This window comes from Haloferax sp. Atlit-10N, from assembly GCF_003586325.1.
Lineage (GTDB): Archaea > Halobacteriota > Halobacteria > Halobacteriales > Haloferacaceae > Haloferax > Haloferax prahovense.
This window is the reverse complement of record NZ_PSYX01000004.1, coordinates 158,075-177,889: the sequence shown is the minus strand read 5'-3', so window position 1 is coordinate 177,889 and position 19,815 is coordinate 158,075. Positions and strand designations below refer to the sequence as shown.

Annotated in this window: 16 protein-coding genes and 1 pseudogene; 5 read left to right on the top strand and 12 right to left on the bottom strand. The window is 65.3% G+C overall.

All coding sequences use genetic code 11. The annotated features are described in order from the left end of the window. Window positions 1-120: 120 nt before the first annotated feature. The 7 genes from C5B91_RS14065 to C5B91_RS14035 all read right to left on the bottom strand — a co-directional run bounded on the left by C5B91_RS14065 (window position 121) and on the right by C5B91_RS14035 (window position 8,164). Window positions 121-711 (bottom strand): hypothetical protein, encoded by a 591-nt coding sequence (locus C5B91_RS14065; RefSeq protein ID WP_008091031.1) that lies wholly within the window; start codon window positions 709-711, stop codon window positions 121-123. A gap of 59 nt (window positions 712-770) precedes the next feature. Further along, window positions 771-1,208 carry a hypothetical protein gene (locus tag C5B91_RS14060; protein ID WP_115819871.1) on the bottom strand — a complete coding sequence of 146 codons (438 nt, stop codon included), beginning with the start codon at window positions 1,206-1,208 and terminating at the stop codon, window positions 771-773. 2 nt (window positions 1,209-1,210) lie between these two features. Continuing rightward, on the bottom strand, window positions 1,211-2,545 hold the full coding sequence (locus C5B91_RS14055; RefSeq protein WP_008091035.1) for an ABC transporter ATP-binding protein: 1,335 nt from the start codon (window positions 2,543-2,545) through the stop codon (window positions 1,211-1,213). Further along, window positions 2,542-3,621, bottom strand: coding sequence for an ABC transporter ATP-binding protein (locus C5B91_RS14050; RefSeq protein WP_008091037.1), 1,080 nt, complete (start codon window positions 3,619-3,621; stop codon window positions 2,542-2,544). The genes C5B91_RS14055 and C5B91_RS14050 overlap by 4 nt, the downstream gene beginning before the upstream one ends. Next, a complete protein-coding gene (locus tag C5B91_RS14045; RefSeq protein WP_115819870.1) occupies window positions 3,618-5,057 on the bottom strand; it encodes an ABC transporter permease in 1,440 nt (479 codons plus the stop codon). The genes C5B91_RS14050 and C5B91_RS14045 overlap by 4 nt, the downstream gene beginning before the upstream one ends. A 6-nt stretch (window positions 5,058-5,063) precedes the next feature. After that, complete coding sequence (locus tag C5B91_RS14040) at window positions 5,064-6,113, bottom strand: ABC transporter permease (protein WP_008091041.1); 1,050 nt, start codon at window positions 6,111-6,113, stop codon at window positions 5,064-5,066. A 212-nt stretch (window positions 6,114-6,325) separates the two neighbouring features. Then, window positions 6,326-8,164 carry an ABC transporter substrate-binding protein gene (locus tag C5B91_RS14035; protein WP_049967927.1) on the bottom strand — a complete coding sequence of 613 codons (1,839 nt, stop codon included), beginning with the start codon at window positions 8,162-8,164 and terminating at the stop codon, window positions 6,326-6,328. Window positions 8,165-8,399: 235 nt separating this feature from the next. Here C5B91_RS14035 and C5B91_RS22490 point away from each other — a divergent pair, with 235 nt between their 5' ends. The 3 genes from C5B91_RS22490 to C5B91_RS14025 all read left to right on the top strand — a co-directional run bounded on the left by C5B91_RS22490 (window position 8,400) and on the right by C5B91_RS14025 (window position 14,161). Next, window positions 8,400-8,567: a hypothetical protein gene (locus tag C5B91_RS22490; RefSeq protein WP_004973981.1), complete on the top strand. Its 168-nt coding sequence runs from the start codon at window positions 8,400-8,402 to the stop codon at window positions 8,565-8,567. An 84-nt stretch (window positions 8,568-8,651) separates the two neighbouring features. Next, the gene (locus C5B91_RS14030) at window positions 8,652-9,071 is read left to right on the top strand and encodes a PPC domain-containing DNA-binding protein (protein ID WP_004973980.1); all 420 of its coding nucleotides are present in this window, start codon (window positions 8,652-8,654) and stop codon (window positions 9,069-9,071) included. Between the two features lie 2 nt (window positions 9,072-9,073). Beyond that, complete coding sequence (locus C5B91_RS14025) at window positions 9,074-14,161, top strand: DNA polymerase II large subunit (RefSeq protein WP_115819869.1); 5,088 nt, start codon at window positions 9,074-9,076, stop codon at window positions 14,159-14,161. A gap of 163 nt (window positions 14,162-14,324) precedes the next feature. Here the strand turns inward: C5B91_RS14025 and C5B91_RS14020 are convergent. Then, window positions 14,325-15,589 (bottom strand): annotated as a pseudogene (locus C5B91_RS14020) (PQQ-binding-like beta-propeller repeat protein). A 170-nt stretch (window positions 15,590-15,759) separates the two neighbouring features. Here C5B91_RS14020 and C5B91_RS14015 point away from each other — a divergent pair. Then, window positions 15,760-16,047, top strand: a complete 288-nt coding sequence (locus C5B91_RS14015; RefSeq protein WP_008091050.1) for a rubredoxin-like domain-containing protein — start codon at window positions 15,760-15,762, stop codon at window positions 16,045-16,047. A gap of 71 nt (window positions 16,048-16,118) precedes the next feature. Next, window positions 16,119-17,015, top strand: a complete 897-nt coding sequence (locus C5B91_RS14010; protein ID WP_115819868.1) for a ketopantoate reductase family protein — start codon at window positions 16,119-16,121, stop codon at window positions 17,013-17,015. A gap of 22 nt (window positions 17,016-17,037) precedes the next feature. Here C5B91_RS14010 and C5B91_RS14005 read toward each other — a convergent pair whose 3' ends face one another. The 4 genes from C5B91_RS14005 to C5B91_RS13990 form a co-directional block, all read right to left on the bottom strand. Continuing rightward, window positions 17,038-18,579, bottom strand: a complete 1,542-nt coding sequence (locus C5B91_RS14005) for a sulfatase (RefSeq protein ID WP_115819867.1) — start codon at window positions 18,577-18,579, stop codon at window positions 17,038-17,040. Between the two features lie 78 nt (window positions 18,580-18,657). Continuing rightward, window positions 18,658-19,035, bottom strand: coding sequence for a NifU family protein (locus C5B91_RS14000; protein WP_008091056.1), 378 nt, complete (start codon window positions 19,033-19,035; stop codon window positions 18,658-18,660). Window positions 19,036-19,079: 44 nt separating this feature from the next. Further along, window positions 19,080-19,397, bottom strand: a complete 318-nt coding sequence (locus tag C5B91_RS13995; RefSeq protein WP_004973973.1) for a DUF5783 family protein — start codon at window positions 19,395-19,397, stop codon at window positions 19,080-19,082. 156 nt (window positions 19,398-19,553) lie between these two features. Beyond that, window positions 19,554-19,775, bottom strand: coding sequence for a hypothetical protein (locus C5B91_RS13990; RefSeq protein WP_008091059.1), 222 nt, complete (start codon window positions 19,773-19,775; stop codon window positions 19,554-19,556). Window positions 19,776-19,815 lie beyond the last annotated feature (40 nt).

Below are 19,815 nucleotides of genomic sequence, written 5' to 3'. Positions count from 1 at the left end.
CCCGCTTTCTTCCCCCCGCCTAATGTACTCTGCGAACGCTTTCGGCTCGTTGACAGGCGTCCGCCGTCGCTCGCGGGAGCGTCGTGAGTCCTCCGAAAACGAAAGCGGAACGGCCCCGACTCAGTTGTCGTCGCTCGCGTCGCCTTCGGCCTCGTCGTCGCCGCTGTTCGGCGCGTACCGCCGAATCGCATCGAGGTTGGGGAAGAACTTCTCGGGGTCGTCGTGTTCGACGACGCCGACGACGGTGCCGTCGAGCTTCTGCAGGTAGGTGTACATCCGCCCTTCCTCGACGGCGACGGTCGCACACTCGAGCGCCTCGCGGAGGTCCCACGCGCCCGCGAGGAAGATAGCGGTCTCGGCGTCCGGCGAGAACAGCGCCGTCACCATGTAGACGCGGCCGTCGTTCTCCGCGCGGTACACCTCGTACTCGGGGAACGACGTCGCTTCGAACAGGTCGGCGACCGTCTCGGCCTTGTCGCCGGGAATGACGTACGCGAGGCCGAACGCCCCCTCGTCGCCCTTGCCGCTGGAGGGACCGAACGGACCGCTGTCGCCCGCCGGGATGCGGACCGTCTCCCACCCGTCGGCTTCGAACTCGTCGGCCATCGCTGTCATGTCGTCGAGCGTTGCGCCCCACGCCTCGCGGCGGCGGTCCGCCTCGCCGGCGATTCGTTCGACATCGGGCGTCTCGTCGTCTCCGAGTTCGGCCATACCCGTTCTGGACGACGTATATGGTAAAAGGCATCGAAGGCCACGGGGGTCCGAGGTGGTCAGTAGTTGATGCCGAAGACGACCTCCATCGCGTACGAGGCCGCGAGGATACAGACCGACGCGAGGAGGAGTTTCACCCCGCTCGACGGCCGCTCGTCGCTGTTCGCGGGTCGCAGTCGCGGCGGCAGTACCGCGTCGAGCGCGTTCCCGACGAGTTTCTCGACGCCGACGGGCTCGTCGCTCCCCGAAAACAGGCCGCCGTCGGTGCCGCCGTTTTCGTCGCCGCCCTTCCAGGCCGCCTTCGGGCGGACCTTCAGCGACGCGTAGCCGAACATGGCGAACCCGAGAAAGAACATGAGCCACTTCGCGCCGGGCAGTCCGTTGCCGGCGAGCGTGCTCAGGAGGGCGGTCACGACGAACACCACGCCGGTGAGGGAGACGGCGTAGACCACGGCGTCGATGGTCTTGACGCCGAAGCGGCGTGGGTCGAACTCCATGGCTATTGAACGAGCGTCTCGAAGACGGCCGCCGGCTCTTCGTACTCGGGTTCGTGACGGTGACAGAGGCTCAAGCGCCCCCGGTTGCCGACCGTGAGCTGGTCGGGTCGCTCGTGGTCACAGACGCTCCCGAACTCCTCGTGGAGGTAGGTCTGCGCGGCGTCCTCGTCGTCGTTTTCGGCGTAGTCGGCGGCCTCGCGGATGTGGGTCATCACGCTCGAGGGCACGTCCAGTTCGCCGAACAGTTCGGGGATAATTTCGTCCATCCCGGCGCGGTGGCTCTCGCGGCCGAGCAGTTTCCGGACGCGGTCGCTCAACGAGGGGTCGGCGCGCGAGCGCTCCCGCAGAACTTCGCGGAAGACCTCGATGCGCTCCCAGAGCTCTGGGTCCATGTCTCTGTACGCCTCCGGGCGAATCTTCACCGGACAGCGCGTCGAGAACGGACAGCCCGCCGGCGGGTCGCGCGGGCTCGGCGGCGTCCCGCGGAGGGTGATGCGGTCGCGCTCGATAGTCGGATCCGGCTCCGGAATCGACGACAACAGCGCGTGCGTGTACGGGTTCGCCGGTTGGTCGAACATCTCGTCCGCCGGTCCGATTTCCATCATGTTGCCGAGGTACATCACGGCGACGCGGTCGCAGATGTGGCGGACGACCGCGAGGTCGTGGGCGATAAACAGGTACGTCAGCCCGAACTCGTTTTGCAGGTCTTCGAGCAGGTTGAGAATCTTCGCCTGCACGGACACGTCGAGCGCCGACACCGGCTCGTCGAGGATGATGAACTCCGGTTCGAGCGCGAGTGCGCGGGCGATGCCGATGCGCTGGCGCTGGCCGCCGGAGAACTGGTGCGGGTAGCGGTAGTAGTGTTGTTCCTGCAGGCCGACGGTTTCGAGCAGTTCGCGGACGCGCTCGCGGCGCTCCGACGGCGTCTTCCAGTCGTGCACGTCGAGCGGCTCGCGGACGATTTCGCCCACGGTCATCCGCTCGTTGAGGCTCGAATCGGGGTCCTGGAACACCATCTGTACGTCCTTGCGGAACTGCTTGAGGTCCGAGCCGGACAGCGTGGTGATGTCCGTGCCGTTGAGTTTGACCTCGCCCGCGGTGGCCTCTTCGAGGCGCATCAACGTGCGCCCGAGCGTGGACTTCCCGCAGCCGGACTCACCGACGAGTCCGAGCGTCTCGCCGCGCTGGATGTCGAACGAGACGCCGTCGACCGCTTTCACGGGGTTGCTGCCGAGGAAGCCGCCGTCCTCGTAGTAGGTTTTGAGGTCGTTGACTTCGAGGATGGTGTCTCCGCGCGCCTCGGTGCTTCGCTCTTCTTCGGTGGATGTCGTACTCATCGCGTGTCACCTCCGCGCTGTCCGCCCTCGCGGTGGACGGCGACCGCCTCCTCGGACGGGAGGTCCTCGGGGTACAGCAGACACGACGCTCGGTGGTCGTCCGCGCTGTCGCCCACGTCGACGGGGACCGGATGTACCGTGTCGCACTCTGCGAACGCCTTCGGGCACCGGGGGGCGAACCGACAGTACGTCGGGTCCTCGTTCGGTGTCGGCACGTCGCCCTCGATGGTCGCGAGGCGCTCGTCCTCGTCGAGCCCCTGTCCGGGAATGGAGTTGAGAAGCCCCTGCGTGTAGGGGTGTTTCGGCGACTCGAACAGTTCGACGACGGGTGCGCTCTCGACGATTTCGCCCGCGTACATCACGTTGACGCGGTCCGCGATTTCGGCGATGACGCCCATGTCGTGGGTGATGAACATGATGCCGAGGTCGCGTTCCTCTTGGATCTCTTCGAGGAGTTCCAGAATCTGCGCCTGGATGGTCACGTCGAGCGCCGTCGTCGGCTCGTCGCAGATGAGCAGTTCGGGGTCGCACGCGAGCGCCATCGCGATGACGGCGCGCTGGCGCATCCCGCCGGAGAACTGGTGGGGGTACTCGCGAACGCGGCGGTGCGCGTCCGGAATCCCGACCGCTTCGAGCAGTTCGATGGCCTCTTTCGTCGCCTTCGACCCGCTCAGTCCGCGGTGGAGTCGGAGCGCTTCCTTGATCTGGTTGCCGACGGTGTAGACGGGGTTCAGGCTCGTCAGCGGGTCCTGGAACACCATCGCGATGCTGCCGCCGCGGATGGAGCGCATCTGCTTCGGCGACTTGTCGAGGAGGTCCTCGCCGTCGTACATGATGCGGCCGTTCTCGATGCGGCCGGGATTTTCGACCAGCCGCATGATAGAGCGGGCCGTGACCGACTTGCCCGAACCGGACTCGCCGACGATACCCACGGTCTCGCCGCGGAAGATGTCGAACGAGATGCCGTCGACCGCGCGGATGACTTCCTTGTCGGTGTAGAACGACGTTCGGAGGTTCTCGATTGAGAGCAGGGGCTCTCCCTCGGTGCGGGTCGAACTCGCCTGTTCGGTGCTCATGCGCCACCTCCCGTGGCCGCGGCCTCGTCACCGGTGTCCGCCTGCGGGTCGATGGCGTCGCGGATGCCGTCGCCGAAGGCGTTCAGACCGGTCACGACGAGCGTGATGAGGAGGCCGGGGACGAGCGAGATGTGCCACGAGGGACTCGCGACGTACTGCTGTCCGTTCGCGATGAGCCGGCCCCACTCGGGGGTCGGCGCGGTGATGCCGAGCCCGAGGTACGAGAGCCCGGCGACGCTGATGATGATACCACCGAGACTGAGCGAGGCGTAGATGAGCATGTAGCTGAACACGTAGGGGGCCATGTGCTTGCGCATGACCTGCGACGGCGACTGACCGAACGACTTCGCGGCGTCAATCCAGTCCTGCTCGGAGACCTGGAGCGCTGGCCCACGTATCGACCGCCAGATGAACGGCCAGTAGACGATACTGAAGATGAGGATGATGAGCACCGCGCCGTCGTACAACTCCCTCACCCAGGTGTTCTGGAAGATGACGAGCATCAAGATGAGGACCATGATGACCGGCAACGCCTGTATCGAGTCGGAGACTAACACCGTTGCCAAGTCTGCCAGTCCCTTGTAGTACGCCGTTATCATGGCCAAGGCGAGTCCGATGAGGCCGGCGATGCCCATGGCGACGACGGCGATGGTCAGGGATATCCTGGCCCCGAACACCACCTGTGTGAACAAGTCCTTCCCGTTTGTCGCCGTGCCGAACGGGTGGAATCTGCCGAAGTCGTCGTACGTCAGCGGCGCGACGTTCTCGTCACCCGCTCCCTGCGACCCGGAGCCGAGATTGGCCTCGCCGACGAGGACGGTCTCGACGCTCTGGGTGTCTTCGCTCCAGTAGCTGACCTCGTAGTCGTACGGCTGGAGGATGTTCTGTTCCATCGTGGTCGGCCCGAGCGTGGGCGCGAATACCGCCATGACCACAAACGTGATGACGATAATGAGCCCGAACTTGCCCCAGGAGTGGCCCCGGAAGCGGTTGACCACGTCGTCCCGCGGCGTCCAGTCGACGCGGCGGTAGTGGCGGCGGAACCGCTTGTAGCCGTTCCACGCCCACGCCAGCACCGCGAAGGCGTACGCGTAGACGACCGCGACGCGGATGGCCCACGCGACCGCGGGCGAGAGCCCGAGGAACGTGTTCTCGTAGCCGGTCCCGTTCCAGTAGCCCTGGTTCGGAATCACGTCGCGGGAGATGAGCGTCGGAATCGCGTCGAACGCCGCCTGCAGCGACTGGACGGCCGACGCGCCGGGGTCACCGGGGATGAGGTTGACGACCACGCCGGCGACGGCACCGACGACTTGGAGGATAGCGCCCAGCTCGGCGCCGATGAGGACGGCACCGATGGCGGCCCAAATCAGCGCGGGCTGGGGGTTCTCAGCGACTCGTTGTCGGAGCGGAATTTCGGTTTCGGTTGTCGTGCTCACTGTGGTTCACCCGTCGTACCCGACGCGCGGGTCGATAATCGTGTACAGGAAGTCCTGTAGGATGTTCGTGCCGACCAGGATGAGGATGAAGATAAACATCAGCGTCCCGATGAGCGGCAGGTCCCCGTTGATGGCTGCGTTGAAGAACAGCCAGCCGAGGCCGTTGATGGCGAAGACCGTCTCGACGAACACGGACCCGCCGAGAAGCAGGAACGCCTCGCCCGTGATGATGGGCACGAGCGGGATGAGCGCGTTCCGGAAGATGTGCTTCCAGACGAGCGAGCGCCCGGAGACGCCCTTCGCGCGGGCGGTCTCGACGTAGTTCGAGTTGATGGTCTCGAGGACGGCGGTGCGGCCGATGCGCATCTCGTTCCCCATCGACGCCGACCCGAGGACCAGCGCGGCCGGGGCGATCTGCTTCGTCGCCCGGACGAACGACTCGGTCCACCCGCCGGGGTCTTCGAGGAACTGTTCGACCGGCGACTGGAAGAAGCCGAGCGCCGGCGGCGTCACGACGTTCGTCCTGACGATCCACGTCTGCCACGTGAACAGGCCGTTGGTCCACGTCCCGAGCTGCGAGAGGGCCGTGACGAGCATGATGGCCAGCCAGAAGTTCGGCATCGCGCGCCAGACGATTCCGCCGAAGGAGGCGGCGTAGTCGGAGGGCGTGTTCGGGTTCAGCCCGGCGTAGAAGCCGAGGGGAATCCCGACGAACAGCGCGATGATGACCGACCAGAAGCCGAGCCAAATCGTCCGGGGCGCGTAGATCTCGATAAGTTCGTACGCGGTCGTCCCGGGTGCGATGACCCACGACTGGCCGAGTTGGAAGGTGAACAACCGATACATGAAGTCGAGGTACTGACTCCAGAGCGGCTGGTTCAACCCGAGGTTCGTCCGAATCTGTTCTGCCGCCTGTGGGTTGTATTGCGTCCCCAGAATCGCCGAAACGGGGTCGAGTGGCCCCAGGCGGATGAGGGCAAACGTAATTGTCGTCCCGAAGATGACGACAGGAATCGACATCAGTACCCTGCGGAGGAAGTACTGCCATCGACTCATGGCATCACCTCGCAGACCGTTCGAGCGGACATTATTGTACTGGTTTAATGAGTGGTATGGATATGTCTTGCGCTTCGAAGTCCTAATGTCGCAGTTTCAGCAACTCTACTGCCAGATTATACTATATAGTAGGGACTAATTGTACGCTTGTCAAAAATAACCGGACGTTTCAATTGGGACGGGACGCGAGGGTGCGCCCGTGCTACCCAGTCTTACCGGTTGAGGGTGACGTTGTTGAGCTTCTGACGGCTCGGACCCATCCCACCGAACGGTTCGATGTTGACGGTGTCGTACCAGAACGTCTCGTCCTTGCGGTTGTAGATGGGCAGCATCGCGACGTCTTCCCAGTTGGCCGTCTCGATGTCGACGTAGGCCTCGTCGCGGATCTGCTGGGCCTCGTCGGTCGGGGCCGGGTTGTTGACGACCTGCTGGTAGGCGTCGGTCGCCTGCTGGTAGGCGTCGCCGTTTTCGGCCGTCCAGTTGACGTACGAGATGGGGCCCTGCTTGGAGGTGTCTGTCTGCGGCGGGTTCAGGAGCTGCAGGAAGTTGTCCGGGGCCGGCCAGTCGGCGATCCAGCCGAGGGTGTACGCTTCGAGCTGGCCGTTGCGGCCGCGCTCGAGGAGCGTCGAGAAGTCGGCCTTCTGAATCTGCATGTTGATGTGGGCGGACGCGAGCTGGTCGCGGAGGATACTCGCCATCTCCTCCCACGTGTTGGAGTTGTACTGGGTCCACTGGACCTCGAACTGGTTGTCCTCACCGTAGCCAGCTTCCTCCATAACCTCGCGGGCGGCCTGGATGTCCGTCTCGTCCGCGTTGTACGGGTATTCGGAGTCGATGAGGTCGTTTGCGGCCTGCGCGCCACCGGGGAAGATAGTCGGCGGCGTGAAGAGCTGTGCGGGGGAGCCGCGGCCCTTGAAGACCTCCGAGACCATCTGGCCCTGGTTCAGGACGTAAGCGAACGCCTGACGGACCGGCTTCGGGACCTTCTCCATGTTGAAGCCGACGTAGAAGATCGACAGCGTCGGGACGCCGACGTAGTTGAGCGTCTTCCCGTTGCGGACGGGACCGTACTTACCGATTTCACGACCGTACTCGTCGGTCGACTCCACCTGAACGAGACCGGGGTCGTACTGCGCGGTGGGCAGTCCGAAGTAGTCCGCGTTCTCGTTCATCGCGTAGTTGTAGCGAGCCGTGTCGTCCTCGATGACCTGCCAGCGGACGTTGTCGACCTGCGCGACCTGTCCGTAGTAGTCGTCGTACTTGGAGACGGCCGCGGCGGTACCCTGCTCCCAGAAGGCGAACTCGAACGGACCCGCGCCGATGGGGTTGTTCGAGGCGAATTCGGTGTACTCCATCTCGCCGTCGTAGCCCTCGACGTCGCCGAGGACGCCCTCGGGGAGGGCGGCGAACGAGGTGTAGGCGAACATCTCGAGGGTGTCGTGGAACGGCTCGGAGAGGTTGACGACGAGTTCGGTCTCGGTCTCGCCGACTTCGACGCCGAGCGAACCGGGCACGTAGTTGCCTTCGTCGTCCGTCTCGTGTTCCACGCCGATGGAATCGAGGATGAAGTAGGCGCGGCGGCTGTTCGAGGAGGCCGCGAGGCGCTCCCACGCGTAGATGAAGTCGGACGCGGTGACCGTCTCACCGTTGTGGTAGGTCGCGTCGGCGAGCTGGAACGTGTAGGTCGTGAAGTCGTCCGAGACCGTGTAGTCCGCGGCGAGCTCGTTTTCGACCGTCGGCAGGGCGTTCGGGTACGACATCAAGCAGTCGAAGACCTGCTGGATGATGATGCCCGACGACGTGTCGGTCGCGGCGACGGGGTCCATCGTCGTGATGGTGCCCGAGAGGATACGGTTGAACACCGAGCCGGACAGCTCCGTGCCCGTGTCCTCTTCGGTCGTCGTCGCGGTGGTGGTCTCGTCGCCACCGGATTCGGTCGTCGTCGTCTCTTCACCGTCACCGCCGGTACAACCGGCGAGGGCGGCGGCCGTGGCGGCCCCACCCGTTGCCTTCAGGAAACGGCGACGCGAGAGTTTGTTAGTGTCTGGCATTCGAACCAATCTTTCCGGGCCGCGTGGATAAACTTACCGTATTCGATTTGTTTGATATAGTGTAGCGTGGAAGGGATGTAGTACCATACATAAGCGGCGAAAACTGCCACGAGAATCCCCACAGAACTCGTTTTACATTTTAAACCACTTTTCGGAACGACAGAATCGGGTAACGGGCTCCCTCTCGCCCTGCCGTTTCGGTCCACTTATATAGGGGTGTCACTATGTATCATACATGACGCCGGATGCGACGGCTTCCGTCGACGACTCGGGCGCCGAGGTCATGGCCTCGGTGGATCGCTCTCAGACGGGCCAGCGTCTTATTATCGCGGACATCTCCCGCGACGACGCGTGGCTCGCTGCTGACGTAGCCGACGCGCTCGCGCTCGACGAGTGGCGATAATCGCTCCGGCCCCGTAAGCCCGCCGCCGGACGCCCGGCGGCCAGACCATTCACATTTTAGTCCGACTCGCTCGTGGTACGCTGCATGAACGCTCGAGCGGTGACGGTGAGCGAGGAGTACCTCGCCCGCCTCGAACACGGTGCGGACTGGCGCGAGGAGATCGAGGAGTTCTGCGCGCGCAAGGACATCGAGTCCGCGTGGTTCAACGCCATGGGTGCCGTCCAAGACGCCGAACTCTGGTTCTACGACCAGACGGACCAGGAGTACCAGTCCGTGACGTTCGACGAGCCGCTCGAAGTCGCCGCCTGCGTGGGTAACGTCGCGCTCCTCGACGGCGAACCCTTCGCACACACGCACGCGATTCTCTCTCGGCGCAGCGGGCAGTCGCTCGCCGGCCACCTCGACTCGGCGACCGTCTTCGCCGGCGAAGTGAACCTCCGCGCCTTCGAGGAACCGCTCGAACGCGACCACGACGCGGTGACCGACCTCGACCTCTGGTTGTAACCGTGCGCGAGGAGGACTCCCGGTACTTCCGCCGCATCGAAGCTCGCCTCGACGAGGCGTTCGACCTCGCGGAGGCCGCGAAGGCGACGGGGTACGACCCGAGGACCGAAGTCGAGATTCCGGTCGCCAAGGACATGGCCGACCGCGTGGAGAACATCCTCGGCATCGACGGCGTCGCAGAGCGCGTCCGTGAACTCGAAGGCGAGATGTCCCGCGAGGAAGCCGCGCTCGAACTCGTGACCGACTTCGTCGACGGCAACGTCGGCGACTACGACTCTCGCGAGGGCAAAATCGAGGGCGCGGTCCGCACCGCCGTCGCCCTCCTCACCGAGGGGGTCGTCGCCGCCCCCATCGAGGGCATCGACCGCGTCGAAATCCTCGAAAACGACGACGGCACGGAGTTCGTCAACGTCTACTACGCCGGCCCGATTCGCTCGGCGGGCGGCACCGCGCAGGCCCTCTCCGTGCTCGTCGCCGACTACGCCCGGTCGCTTCTCGACATCGACGAGTACAAGGCTCGAACCGACGAGGTCGAGCGCTACGTCGAGGAGATTAACCTCTACGACAAGGAGACCGGCCTCCAGTACTCGCCGAAGGACAAGGAGTCGCGCTTTATCGCCGAGAACATGCCCATCATGCTCGACGGCGAGGCCACCGGCGACGAGGAGGTCTCGGGCTACCGCGACCTCGAACGCGTCGATACCAACTCCGCCCGCGGCGGTATGTGTCTCGTCGCGGCCGAGGGTATCGCCCTCAAGGCCCCGAAGATTCAGCGCTACACCCGCCAACTCGACGAGGTCGACTGGCCGTGGCTTCAGGACCTCATCGACGGTACCATCGGCAAGGACGACGAAGACGCCGAAAAGGCAGACGACGCGGGTGACGACCCGGACGCCGACGAGGCCGACGCAGACCCGGCCGACGACGACGCCGAGAGCGACGCGCCGGACGGGCCGACCCGCGTCGAACCCGCGACCAAGTTCCTCCGCGACCTCATCGCGGGCCGCCCGGTGTTCGGCCATCCTTCCGCACGCGGCGGTTTCCGCCTGCGGTACGGCCGCGCCCGCAACCACGGCTTCGCAACCGCCGGCGTCCACCCCGCGACGATGCACATCGTGGACGACTTCATCGCCACCGGCACCCAAATCAAGACCGAGCGTCCCGGCAAGGCCGGCGGCGTCGTCCCCGTCGATTCTATCGAGGGACCGACGGTGAGACTCGCCAACGGCGACGTGCGCCGCATCGACGACCCCGAGGAGGCGGAGGAACTCCAGAACGGCGTCGAGAAGATTCTCGACCTCGGCGAGTACCTCGTCAACTTCGGCGAGTTCGTCGAGAACAACCACCCGCTCGCACCCGCTTCGTACGTCTTCGAGTGGTGGATTCAGGACTTCGAGACGACCGAGGCCAACGTGCAGGCGCTCCGCGACGACCCCGCCGTCGACCTCGAAGAGCCGTCGGTCGAACAGGCCCTCTCGTGGGCGACCGAGTTCGACGCCCCGTTGCACCCGACGTACACCTATCTCTGGCACGACATCTCCGTCGAGCGGTTCGACACACTCGCCGACGCCGTCGCGGCGGGCGATGTCGTCGCCGCCGAAGCCGACGGCGGCACGGCCGGTGCGCTCGAACACGAGAACGAACCCGAGCGCGGGCTTGAGGGTACGCTCGTCCTCGACAACACGCCCGAGATTCGGAAGGCGCTCGAACACCTGCTCGTCGCCCACCGCCAGACTGACGAGACGCTCCGGGTCCCCGTTTGGCGACCGCTCGCCCGGAGCCTCGGCCTCACCGACGACCGCGAGCGGACGTGGGAACTCGCAGACCTCTCGGAGCGCGCCCGCGAGTGGGACGACGGCGACAACGCCGTCGAGGCCGTCAACGAGGTCGCGCCCTTTACCGTCCGCGAGCGCGCGCCCACCCGCATCGGCAACCGGATGGGCCGCCCGGAGAAGTCCGAGCGCCGCGACCTCTCGCCGGCCGTCCACACGCTGTTTCCCATCGGCGAGGCCGGCGGGAGCCAACGCGACGTGGGCGACGCCGCCAGACACCGCGGCGAGTCCGGTAGGCGCGGGCAGATTTCGGTCCGACTCGGTCGGCGCAAGTGCCCCGACTGCGGCGCGTTCGGCTTCAAGTCGAAGTGCCCCGACTGCGGCGGCCACACCGAACCCCACTACGAGTGCGACGACTGCGGAACCGTCATCGAACCCGACGAGTCGGGACGCGTCTACTGCGAGCGCTGCGAGTGGGACGTCGAGAGCGCCGAGTGGCAGGAAATCGACCTCAACACCGAGTACCGCGACGCCCTCGAACGCGTCGGCGAGCGCGAGTCGTCGTTCCAGATTCTCAAGGGCGTGAAGGGACTCACCTCGGCGAACAAGACGCCCGAACCTATCGAGAAGGGCGTCCTGCGGGCGAAACACGACGTATCGTCGTTCAAAGACGGCACCGTCCGCTACGACATGACCGACCTGCCCGTCACCGCGGTCCGCCCCGAGGAACTCGACGTGACGGCAGACCACTTCCGCGAACTCGGCTACGAGACCGACATCGACGGCGAACCCCTCCGGTTCGACGACCAACTGGTCGAACTCAAAGTTCAGGACATCGTCCTCTCGAACGGCGCGGCGCAGCACATGATGCAGACCGCCGACTTCGTCGACGACCTCCTCGAACAGTTCTACGGCCTCGACCGGTTCTACGAAATCGAAGAGCGCGACGACCTCATCGGCGAACTCGTCTTCGGGATGGCTCCCCACACCTCCGCCGCGGTCGTCGGCAGAGTTGTCGGGTTCACGACAGCAGCAGTCGGATACGCTCATCCGTACTTCCACGCTGCGAAGCGTCGGAACTGTTTCCATCCGGAGACGAAGGTCTGGTTCCGAGACGAGTCCGACCGGTGGCGATACGACGAGGTTCGATCGCTCGTCGAGGAACGGCTCGATGACCCGGAGACCGACGACTTCGGGACGCTCGTTCAGGAACTGGACGGGAACGTGTACGTCCCGTCTTTGGACAGAGACGGCCGAGAGACGATGAAACCGGTCGAAGCCGTCTCTAAGCACGTCGCACAGGACCACCTCGTACGAATCGAGACTCGTGGTGGAAGAGAACTAACGGTCACTCCGGACCACACGGTGATTCGAGCCGACGACGGCGGCTTCACTCGGATTCCCGCGCACGAACTCGACGAAGGTGACGCACTTCCGTCGCCCAAGCGCGTCGACATCGACGCGGGCCCGGCGCAGTTCGACCTGCTCGCGGAGTTCCTGCACGGCGAGTCGATACCGGCCGAAGACCTGATGATTCGGGGGCTCGGCGCGGACCGAATCCGGTCGCTCTTCGACGAGCATACCGAAGCGAGCGGCTACCTGAAACCGGTCGCTGAGCGACTCGGACGGAGCGATTCGACGGTTTACAACTGGGTCGCTCGCGACAGTGTTCCGGCATCGGTATTCGTGGCAGTTCTCGGAGACGTCGAAACGGTCGTCGACGTGCTTCCGCGTGAGCTATCTCTCGGCGTTCGTCGCGATACCGCGACTGTTTCGAGAGTGCTCGATATCGACGAGGCGTTCGGAACTGTACTGGGATACTACGCCGCGGAAGGCTTCACGAGAGCGTCGCCCGGAAACTTCTACCAGACGACGATCTGTATCCCGGACGAACTCGCCCGCGAACACATCCTCGACACGGTTAGCGAAGCGCTCGGTGTCGACGCGTTCGAGGAGAACGAATGGAAAGTCACGATTTCGAGTCGGCTCGTTCAGTCGCTGTTTGCGGACGTCATCGGATGCGGGTCGCGTGCCGAGGACAAACGCGTCCCGGAGTCGATACTCACCGGTCCCGAGCCGGTTCTTCGGTCCTTCCTGTCTGCGTACTTCTCCGGCGACGGAAGCGCGTCTTCGGACCGTGTCGAGATTCGCGCGCACACCGTGAGCGACGACCTCAAGCGCGACCTCGTTGCCGCGCTCAAACGCTTCGGTATCGCCTCGAAAACCTACTCCGAGCGCCGAACGCCGCAGACGGGTGCAGTAGCGGAGTTCTACGACGGAGACGAGGTCCCGACGTTCGACTCGTGGGTCCTCAAAGTCACGTCGGAGAACGTGGTTCGATTCGCCGAGGAAGTCGGTTTCCACCTCCCTCGAAAGAGCGAGGCGCTGGCGAGCGCTCTCGACGACACGGACATCCGAAGCCAGCGTCTCTTCTCGGACGGCGGGGATACGTGGCTTGACGAAGTCGTCTCGGTCGAATATCTCGAAAGCGATGTCGACCACACCTACTCGTTGACCGTCGAAGATACCAATTCGCTGGTCGCCAACGACCTCCACGTCGCGCAGTGCGACGGTGACGAGGACTGTGTCATGCTCCTCATGGACGGTCTTCTCAACTTCTCGAAAGAATACCTCCCCGACAAGCGCGGCGGGCAGATGGACGCGCCGCTCGTCATGTCCTCGCGCATCGACCCGTCGGAAATCGACGACGAGGCGCACAACATGGACATCGTGCGGCAGTACCCCCGCGAGTTCTACGAGGCGACCTTGCGGATGGAAGACCCCGACGACTGGGAGGACGAGGTCACCATCGCCGAGGAGTACTTGGGCACCGACCGCGAGTACACCGGATTCGACCACACCCACGACACCACGGATATCGCCGCCGGCCCCGACCTCTCCGCGTACAAGACGCTCGGGTCGATGATGGACAAGATGGACGCCCAGTTGTTCCTCGCACGGAAGCTCCGGGCGGTCGACGAGACGGACGTGGCAGAGCGCGTCATCGAGTACCACTTCCTGCCGGACCTCATCGGGAACCTCCGCGCCTTCTCGCGACAGGAGACGCGGTGTCTCGACTGCGGCGAAAAGTACCGGCGGATGCCGCTTTCGGGCGACTGCCGGGAGTGCGGCGGTCGGGTGAACCTCACGGTCCACCAGGGCTCCGTGAACAAGTACATGGATACCGCGATTCAGGTGGCCGAGGAGTTCGACTGCCGCGACTACACGAAACAGCGGCTCGAAGTGCTCGAAAAGAGCCTCGAGTCAGTCTTCGAGAACGACAAGAACAAGCAGTCTGGCATCGCGGACTTCATGTAAGATTCGGGTGGGTTTTTCCTCCAGGTTTTCGAGCCGAGCGGCCTTGCCGCTCGGCGAAGAAAAAGTGGACGAGAACAAGCAGTCTGGCATCGCGGACTTCATGTAAGATTCGGGCGGGTTTTTCCTCCAGGTTTTCGAGCCGAGCGGCCACGTCGCGGGGGTCTCAGTTCCGCGCCGGTCCCAATCCGTGGAAGCCGTCGGCAGCGACGACGTACACCGCCCCGTCGAGCGGGACCGCCGTGCCGACGCCCTGCGATATCACGTCAGCCACCTGCACTTCTGGTGTCTGATGTATCCATAGCCGACGCTCTTCTACAGAATCGTACGCAACTAGCTGTCCGTGTTCATCGGAGGACAATATTGTTTCTCGTGCGCGCGCGTGAGGAACGCCGTGGAAGCGCGCCGCCACTTCCTTCCCGTCGTCGCGCAATAGCGTCGCGGTCTCTCCGCCGACGGCGATGTGGAGCACGTCGTCGGCGACGACCGGCGTGCCACTCCCCGGCGCCCGCCACAGCTCGGTGCCGTCGGTCGGGGCGAGCACGAGGAGTTCGTCGTCGCGGGTGGACAGGTACGCCGCCTCTGTCGTCGCGACCGGCGTCGTCCACTCGCTCGCCCGGGATTCGACGCGGAAGCGCCGCTCGCCGGTCGCGAGGTCGACGGCGTGGACGGCGTCGTCGGTGACGACGAACACCGCGCCAGCGGCGACGGCCGGCGCGCCCTTCGCGTCGCTTCCGAGGTCGTAGCGCCAGCGCTCGGTCCCGTCGCCGAGTTCGAACGCCCGTAGGTGGGTTGGAACGCCGTCGAACCCGCCGCCAGAGACGACGGCGACGCCGTCTCCCACCGCGGGCGGGCCGTGGATGCCGTCCATCTCCGGCCCGCGCCACAGTACCTCGTCGCCGTCGGCGGCGAGGCAGAAGGCCTCGATGAACGTCGTGACGACGACCCGGTCGCCTGCGACGACGGGCGGCGAGTTTATGCCGTAGCGGACGAGAGTGGTCGCGCTCCGCTCGGCCATCGTCGAGGGGTCGCGTCGAACGAGCGCGCTCTTGTCGCGCCCGCGGCCGTGAAGGTTGTAGAGGCGCTCCCCGTCGAGGACGGGCGAGCCGCCGGCGTTCAGCCGCCAGTACTCCTCGACGACGGGGCGACCGAGACGTCGGGATTGTAGCCGGTGTTACCCGCGTCGAACTGGTACTGCGGCCACGTCCCCGATGGCGAGAGCGGGGGGTCACCCGGTGGCGTGGCCGTCACGCGTTCGTCCGGTCCGGAGGTCGGACCGGAGGTCGTGGTTGGCTCAGCGGTGGTGGTGGTCGTCTCCGTGGTCGTCGTCGGACTCGGCGACCCGCCGTCGCGGCCGAGACAGCCGGCGGCGCCGAGAGATGCACCCCCGAGCAGTTGGAGGAACCGGCGACGGCTCCGAAATCGGGACATGTTACGAGCGTGACACCGATTCGGTAAGTGTCTTGTCGCGTCCTCGAATTCTATATCGCGATATTCAGTTTATTATTTATGCTGGGTCCACACCCCTCCGAGCATCCCGCGGATTCTTGAGGGCGAATCGGCCGTTCCTTTTTATTCGCTCGCGCGACGAATAGTCTGGTATGGCTGACGAGACACAGCCGACGGTGGGAATGACGGTGTACGCGGAGGACGGAACCGAACTCGGGAGCATCCGTGGCTTCGACGACGACGGCTTCTTCGTGACGACCCGCGACGGACTCGCCGGGATGTCCGTCGAACACGAGCGCGCGGGCGGCGAGTTCGGCGAGGCCGAGTTGATGTGGCGATGCAGCGACTGCGGCGAGATGGGCGACCTCGACGGACTGCCCGACACCTGTCCGAACTGCGGTGCCGAGCGCGAGAAACTCTACTACTGGACTGAGGACTGAGGGGTCGCCCCCGATTCGACCGCCGCGCCGCGACACTCGCCATTTTTGTCGTCCGCTGAGTACGGGTAGCCATGCGAATTCTCGTCTTCGGCGCGGGCAGTCTGGGCACGCTCGTCGGCGGCCTCCTCGCGTCGGTCCACGACGTGACGCTCGTCGCCCGCGACCCGCACGCAGCGCGGGTGTCGGCGGCCGGTCTCGACATCGTCGGTGCCGAGTCGGCGCACGTCTCACCGGCCGCGACGACGACCAAGACGGGCCACAGCGCGGATCTCGCACTCGTCACCGTCAAATCGTTCGACACCGCGGCGGCGGCCGACGCGCTCGCCGACTGCGACGTGGGTGCGGTGCTATCGCTCCAAAACGGGCTCACCGAGGAGATGCTCGCCTCTCGTCTCGACGCACCCGTCCTCGCGGGGACGGCGACCTACGGGGCGCGGCTCGTCGAACCGGGTCGCGTCGAGTGCACCGGGGTCGGCCGGGTCGTCCTGGGCGCGCTCGACGGCGGTCCCGACCCGCTGGCCGAGCGCGTCGGCAAGGCGTTCCGGGACGCGGGGCTCGACACGCTCGTCGCCACAGACATGCCGAGGCGGCGCTGGGAGAAACTCGCGGTCAACGCCGGCATCAACGCGGTCACCGCGCTCTCGCGGGTCGAAAACGGCGCGCTCGCGGGCGATGACGCCGGCGAACTCGCACACCGGGCTGCCCGCGAGACGGCCCGCGTCGCCCGATTAGAGCGCGTGTCGCTCCCGAACCGGATCGCCCGCGAGGCGGTCGACCGGGTGGTCGAAAAGACCGCCGCGAACCGCTCGTCGATGCTGCAGGATGTCGAGTCTGAAAAGCGGACCGAGGTCGACGCCATCAACGGTGCGGTCGTCGATATCGCCGCCGGACACGGCTTCGAGGTGCCGACGAACCGGACGCTTGCGGCGCTCCTTCGGGCGTGGGAGCGGGGAGAAGGGATACGCTAAGACGTAGACTCGGCGTCGGTCGCTATTCGAGGTAGCCGAGGTCGCGCAGGCGGTCCTGCGTCTCGTCGTCCATCTGGTCCACTGAATCGTCCGATACGTCGGTATCGAGCGCGTCGGTCCACGCGCCGCCGATGGCGTCTTCGAACTCCGCGAGGGCGGCCTCCGTCTCGGCGACCGCCTCGTCGTCCGAATCGGCGACGTTCTCGGTCTCCTCGGGGTCGACGTCGATTCGGTAGGCCTCGTCGGGTATGCGGTCGATTCGGACGTACTTGGCGTCGGTCCGCCGCGCCGCCCGCATCCGCGAGTAGAACCGCGAGTCCTTGGGGAGTTCGATGCCGGCGCCCGCGGCCTTCTCCTCTAACTGCTTGAGTTCGACCACGGGACGAGAGTACTCGACGAAGGCGTACTCGCCGTCTCGCCGCTGGCCGGGGTCGTCGTTCGACGCCCGCGCGAACTCCCGGTAGTCGGCCGACAGGAGCGAGCGCGTACGGTCGAGGCCGACCGCGTCGTCGCCGGGGCTCGCGGGTTCGCCGCCCTCGACGCCGAGCGAGTCGAGGACCGTGTGATAGAGGTCGACCAGTTCGACCTGGTCGTCGCGTCGGTCCGCGCCGAGGTCGGGGTGTTTGACCATGAGCGGGACGTTGATGAGCGGGTCGTACAGGCAGAACTCGTGGCCGTAGAGGCCGTGTTCGCCGTGGAGTTCGCCGTGGTCGGCGCAGACGACGACCATGGTGTCGTCCCAGCGGCCGGTCTCTTTCAGGTGGTCGAACAGCCGGGTGAGTTGGTCGTCGATGTGGGCGATTTCGGCGTCGTAGAGCCCGCGGATGTCCTCCCACTCGTCGTCGTCGATCTCGTAGGCTCCGGCGTTGTACTCCTTGGAGTTCTGGCAGACCTCGGTCGAATCGACGCCGGGCGCGAAGCGCTCTTTGTACTCCTCGGGCGGGTGGTACGGCAGATGGGCGTCCATGAGGTTGACGAACGCGAAGAACTCCTCGGAGTCGTCGATGAAGTCGATGGTCTGGTCGATGACCGCGGGCGTCTTCGAGTCCGCGCCCTCGCCGCCGGCGAGGTACTCGTGGGCGGTGTTGCCGAGGCTGACGAGCTTATCGGCGAGCGTCCGGAGCGCGTCGCTGTCGTTCATCGTCTTCCACGCCTTCGCCAGCGGGCCAGACAGGAACTCGCCGGGCATGACTTCGAAGAAGTTGTCCTGGTCGGCGAAGCCGTCGGTCAGATGCGTGTACGGCGTTATCCACGCGTTCGAGGAGTAACAGGCGGTGTCGTAGCCGGCCGCCGAGAGCGTCTCGGCGAGGGTCGTTGCGCCTTCGAGGTAGGGGTTCTCCTGGTCGGCCCCGTGTTGGCTCGGGTACATCCCGGTGAAAAGCGAGGCGTGGACCGGGAGCGTCCACGGTGCGGGCGCGACGGCCTGCTCGAAGACGGTCGCCTCGTCGGCGAATCGGTCGAGCCCCGGCGTCGTCGGGCGGTCGTAGCCGTACGGCGTGAGGTGGTCCTTCCGGACCGTGTCCATGACGACGAAGAGGACGTTCTCGGGCGACTCGGCAGTCATACCCGAGGGTGGGGAGTAGTCGCCGATAAAACTCCTGTTCTCGGCCGACGACGGGACGAAAACGTCCGAAACGCCGACTTAGAACGGGGCCTGCGGGCCCTGGTCGTCTTCGATGTCGGTCGTGTCGTCGCTGGTGTCGCCGGGGAACGACGGACTGCCGCCGCGGCTGTCGCCGCCCATGCCGCCGTCGTCGCCCATGCCGGTGTCGGCGTGGACTTCGTTGATCTCGGGAATCTCCTTGACCATGCGGGTCTTGATGGCCTGGATGGTCATCGGGGAGATACCGCACCCGGAGCAAGCGCCACCGAGGAGAACGGTGACCTCGCCGGTCTCGCGGTTGAGGTCGCGGATGGCCGCGCTGCCGCCGTGCATCTGGATCTGCGGGAAGTTCCGACGGAGGAAGTTCACGACACGCTCTTTGAGGTCGTCCTCGCCGTCCTGCGTCTCCGTGCTCATGCACGCGGCTTCGAGGTGAACGTGCTTAGGCCTTTGGTTCGGGGTTACGCCTCGACGCCGAAGACCCGCCGAAGCTCGCCTTCTATCTCGTCGACGTAGCGGTCGAGGACGGCGTCGAGTTCGTCGTCGTCGATTTCGACCGCCGTCAGTCGCTCGGCGGGGTTCTCGGGGAGCCGCACGGAGAAGTCGCCGTCCTCGTAGAACGGCTCGGATTCGTTGAGAATCTGCTGGTCGACCCCGTGGATGAGCGACGAGTCGAACTCGTCGTTCATCGTCTCGAAGGCGTTCTTGTACGCGCGCTGGAGTTCGGGGAAGTAGTTGGCGTACTTGTCCTCGAACTTCTCGGGGTCGAAGTCGGTCATACCCGGAGCTTTCGGGCTCCCGGCAAAAAATCGGACGGTTGTTCGCTGGTGTTTCAGATTCTATATAGCAGAGTGTGATTTATCACGGGTAGTCTCTCGAACAGCGATTCCGCTCTCTGTGCGTCTCAAATGCGGAAAATCGAGCGACGCGGGGCGTCACTCGATGAGCGGGCTGTCCACGCGCGCGGCGGAGAGTTCGCTCGCCGCGAAGATGGACACGAGCTCGGTTATCAGTTCGTCGTACGACTCGTCGTCCTCGCGCAGCGCGTCGAGTCGCTCGACGGTTCGACGGTCCAGTTCGACCATCTCTGTCTGTACCTCCGGTTCGTAGCCGACCGGGTAGTCGTATTCGGCCTCGTTTGAGTTGGCAGTCGCCATCGTTCACCCCACTCCGGCATGCGTGCCGGTGCCATGTCAT

Excerpts from the sequence above, each read along its gene's own strand:
- C5B91_RS13990 (WP_008091059.1), bottom strand. The coding sequence starts at position 19,775 with ATGGCGACTGCCAACTCAAACGAGGCCGAATACGACTACCCGGTCGGC.
- C5B91_RS14005 (WP_115819867.1), bottom strand. The coding sequence starts at position 18,579 with ATGACTGCCGAGTCGCCCGAGAACGTCCTCTTCGTCGTCATGGACACG.
- C5B91_RS14040 (WP_008091041.1), bottom strand. The coding sequence starts at position 6,113 with ATGAGTCGATGGCAGTACTTCCTCCGCAGGGTACTGATGTCGATTCCT.
- C5B91_RS14060 (WP_115819871.1), bottom strand. The coding sequence starts at position 1,208 with ATGGAGTTCGACCCACGCCGCTTCGGCGTCAAGACCATCGACGCCGTG.
- C5B91_RS22490 (WP_004973981.1), top strand. The coding sequence starts at position 8,400 with ATGACGCCGGATGCGACGGCTTCCGTCGACGACTCGGGCGCCGAGGTC.
- C5B91_RS14030 (WP_004973980.1), top strand. The coding sequence starts at position 8,652 with ATGAACGCTCGAGCGGTGACGGTGAGCGAGGAGTACCTCGCCCGCCTC.
- C5B91_RS14000 (WP_008091056.1), bottom strand. The coding sequence starts at position 19,035 with ATGAGCACGGAGACGCAGGACGGCGAGGACGACCTCAAAGAGCGTGTC.
- C5B91_RS14015 (WP_008091050.1), top strand. The coding sequence starts at position 15,760 with ATGGCTGACGAGACACAGCCGACGGTGGGAATGACGGTGTACGCGGAG.
- C5B91_RS14055 (WP_008091035.1), bottom strand. The coding sequence starts at position 2,545 with ATGAGTACGACATCCACCGAAGAAGAGCGAAGCACCGAGGCGCGCGGA.
- C5B91_RS14065 (WP_008091031.1), bottom strand. The coding sequence starts at position 711 with ATGGCCGAACTCGGAGACGACGAGACGCCCGATGTCGAACGAATCGCC.
- C5B91_RS13995 (WP_004973973.1), bottom strand. The coding sequence starts at position 19,397 with ATGACCGACTTCGACCCCGAGAAGTTCGAGGACAAGTACGCCAACTAC.
- C5B91_RS14010 (WP_115819868.1), top strand. The coding sequence starts at position 16,119 with ATGCGAATTCTCGTCTTCGGCGCGGGCAGTCTGGGCACGCTCGTCGGC.
- C5B91_RS14035 (WP_049967927.1), bottom strand. The coding sequence starts at position 8,164 with ATGCCAGACACTAACAAACTCTCGCGTCGCCGTTTCCTGAAGGCAACG.
- C5B91_RS14050 (WP_008091037.1), bottom strand. The coding sequence starts at position 3,621 with ATGAGCACCGAACAGGCGAGTTCGACCCGCACCGAGGGAGAGCCCCTG.